Source organism: Verrucomicrobiota bacterium (assembly GCA_027622555.1).
Lineage (GTDB): Bacteria > Verrucomicrobiota > Verrucomicrobiia > Opitutales > UBA2995 > UBA2995.
Genome location: JAQBYJ010000232.1, coordinates 1 through 3,052 on the forward strand (window position 1 = coordinate 1; position 3,052 = coordinate 3,052).

The window sequence follows — 3,052 nt, forward strand, 5'->3', positions numbered from 1 at the left end:
CAGTTCCGATATAAAAAAGATTGGTTCATCGATCCAAGTCGTCACTCAGGAGTTCATGAATGATATTGCGGCTACGAACATTAACGATCTGCTGCAATACACCACGAGTACCGAAACGGCTGGTATTTCAGGTAATTTCACGGGAGCCGATTTTGCGGGAAATGGCGTTACGGATGTGGAAACCTCACGTCGCAATCCAAGCGGTGCCAACCGAATTCGCGGCATGGCTGCCCCAGACCGAACACGCGATTTTTTCAAAACAGAAATTCCATTCGACACCTACAACACGGAGCGTGTCGATATTAACCGTGGGGCGAATTCTTTTCTTTTTGGTCTAGGTTCACCGGCTGGTCTGATCAACAACGGCCTTGCCAAGGCACATTTCAGTAACTTTGGCGAAGTAGGTTTCCGTATCGATAGCGGAGGTGCCGATCCTTCCTATCGTGGAAGCATCGACTTGAACCGGGTTCTGGTAGAGGACGTGCTCGCAGTTCGTATCTCTGGTCTTTATGATCATACGAAGTTTTACCAACGCCCTACTTTTCAAAATGACGAGCGCTTTTATATGGCTCTCACTTACAAACCGTTTGGTAGGGAGAGCGGTACTACAATTCGCGCCCACTATGAAACAGGAAAAATTAATGGCACACCGCCCAGTGTAGTTCTGCCAGTGGAAAGCCTTTCCAGATTTCTAAACCAGCCCGACCTTTTCCCTGAGCGTCCGAATGTTGAGCGAGTAATGATAAATCCTGTGGAATTTGCTCGCGAATATGGGCGAAGTGAAGGTCCCTACTTCGGAGTGGAAACGGGATTAACCCTGCGAGACCTCCGCATTCGCCCCAATTTTACGTTGAGATATGATGGCACTGGCCCGGACGGTATCAATTCGTTGGGGTTCCTTGGACAAGTTCGGGGCGCTGAAGTTACGAACGGAAACGCCTACTTCGATCCCAATAATATCGGAACCCCAAACCAGGATTACGTTTTTTTCGGAAATCGGGGTGAAATCATGCGGTCCGGAACAGGGAGCGCTGCTTGGGCTGACCAAGGATTCGTGAATCTCGATACGTTCGACTTCTCAAAATACAACTTGGGTTGGGACGGCGAGTTTTACAAAAACTCATTCGACAACTACAATGTGTCGCTGGAACATGTGTTCCTGAACCAGAATGCAGGAATCAATATCAGCTTCGACTATCAGGATTTCGACCGGGCGAGTTACACGATTGGTCCAGATCCCGATGGCGCTGGTCCCATCACTTTGGACATCAATACACACATGCTGTATCCGACTGCGGTGGGCAGTTTAGAGCCAGCACCCAATCCCAACTTTGGTCGTCCGGTTATGATGACCCGTAGGTTCAACACGCATGAATCTTCCGAAACTACCCGAAAGACCACCAGAGCCACACTGTTCTACAAACTCAACTTTACTGAGCGGGATGATTGGGCTAAGTGGCTTGGCAATCACACCTTCACTTTCCTCGCCGACCGAGAGGAACAAGACATATTCCGCCACGGATCCCGGCCTTCGTCCTTTGCTGGTTCTTTCGATGTGATTTCCAACCTTCCCGGCCGATCCACCGATCCTACGATATTTTCCAGAGACGTCCCCTTCATGGTCTATTTGGGGCCGCCGCAACTCAACGCCTTCACGGATCCCAATTTTAGCTTGGAGGACTTCGTCATCACGGCGGACAACGGGTATGACTTCTCTTTCGACGCGATAGCCGGTCAGCATGATACTTTCTACTGGGACAGAGCCACGGAAACATGGAAACGCGGCACTTTTACGGCCAGGGAAATCTCGCAGCGAGATCCCAACCTGCAGAACATATTGATCGAATCCCAAGCCCTGAATCTCAGCAGCGAATTTTTGGGCGGTAATCTGATAGTCAATACGGGTTACCGGGAAGACAAGGTAGACGACGTTGCCAACCGAACTCCACCCCGTGATGCCGAAATGATCCCGGTTGTAACGGATCGTTCACTTTTTAACCTGCACAATGGCAACGAACAATATGCCCAGGCTTCCAAGTCGATTTTCGGTTGGGGTGCGGTTGCCTTTCTTCCCAAATCCTGGAATACCCAGTCGGACTGGCTGAACCTGTCGGTTCACTACAATCAATCTGACAACTTTGTTCCGGCCGCCGGACAAAACACCCCGACTGGCGAGGCCATTCCAAGCCCATCCGGGGAGAGTAAAGATTACGGTGTCAGCTTTTATCTGTTTGAAGACAAGGTTGTCGCCCGGCTGAACTGGTACGAATCCCGCCTCTCCAACTCCAATGAAAGCAATTTTGATCTTTTTGTGAACCAGGTCTACTCGCGTGCATTTAACTTCCTGGGAAATTTGAACCGGGATATCCAGGAGTATAATGACCCCGACAGCGACAAAAGTGAGTTTCCACGGATTGAGCAGGCGAAACAGGCCTACAGTGAGTTGGAAACCATTCTGCGCACCCAGGGGAATCTGTGGGACAAGAAGGAAATATCGTTTCTTTCGGATGGGTCCATACAACAAATTACAGTTAATAACATTGGAGATACCACCAGTGTTGCAGCTAAAGGGTTTGAAGCCGAACTCATACTGAATCCGACACCCAATTGGCGCATCGCGCTTAACGCGGCGAAGCAGAAAGCAATCCTTGATAATTACATGCCTGCCTTGACCAACTTTTACGATAATTTCTACAATCCTTACGTTACTAAATATGGGGATTTGGAAAATGGGAATCCGGCTCAAATTATCAATCCGGATGCCACCTTCTCAAATGTGGTTAATACCAACCGCTTTACCTATCTTTCAGGCAAACTTCAGGAAGGCAGATCCTCGGCAGAGCTCCGTCCCTGGAGATTCAACGTCATTACCAACTACAATTTCAGTGAAGGCAGATTGAAAGGCTTTGGCATAGGCGGAGCCCTGCGCTGGCAGGATTCCGGAGTGATCGGTTTCCCTACCTTGCCGGGGGTAATCGCAGGTCAGGATACGTTCATTCCCGACATAGCAAACGGGTATCAAGGTAACACTGAAACCAATATCGATGCGTTC

At 49.5% G+C, this 3,052-nt stretch carries 1 protein-coding gene; it reads left to right on the forward strand.

Going from position 1 to position 3,052, the window contains the following annotated elements:
* Positions 1-19 precede the first annotated feature (19 nt).
* Positions 20-3,052, forward strand: a 3,033-nt coding sequence (locus O3C43_25065; protein MDA1069761.1) for a TonB-dependent receptor plug domain-containing protein, incomplete at its 3' end; no start/stop codon positions are given.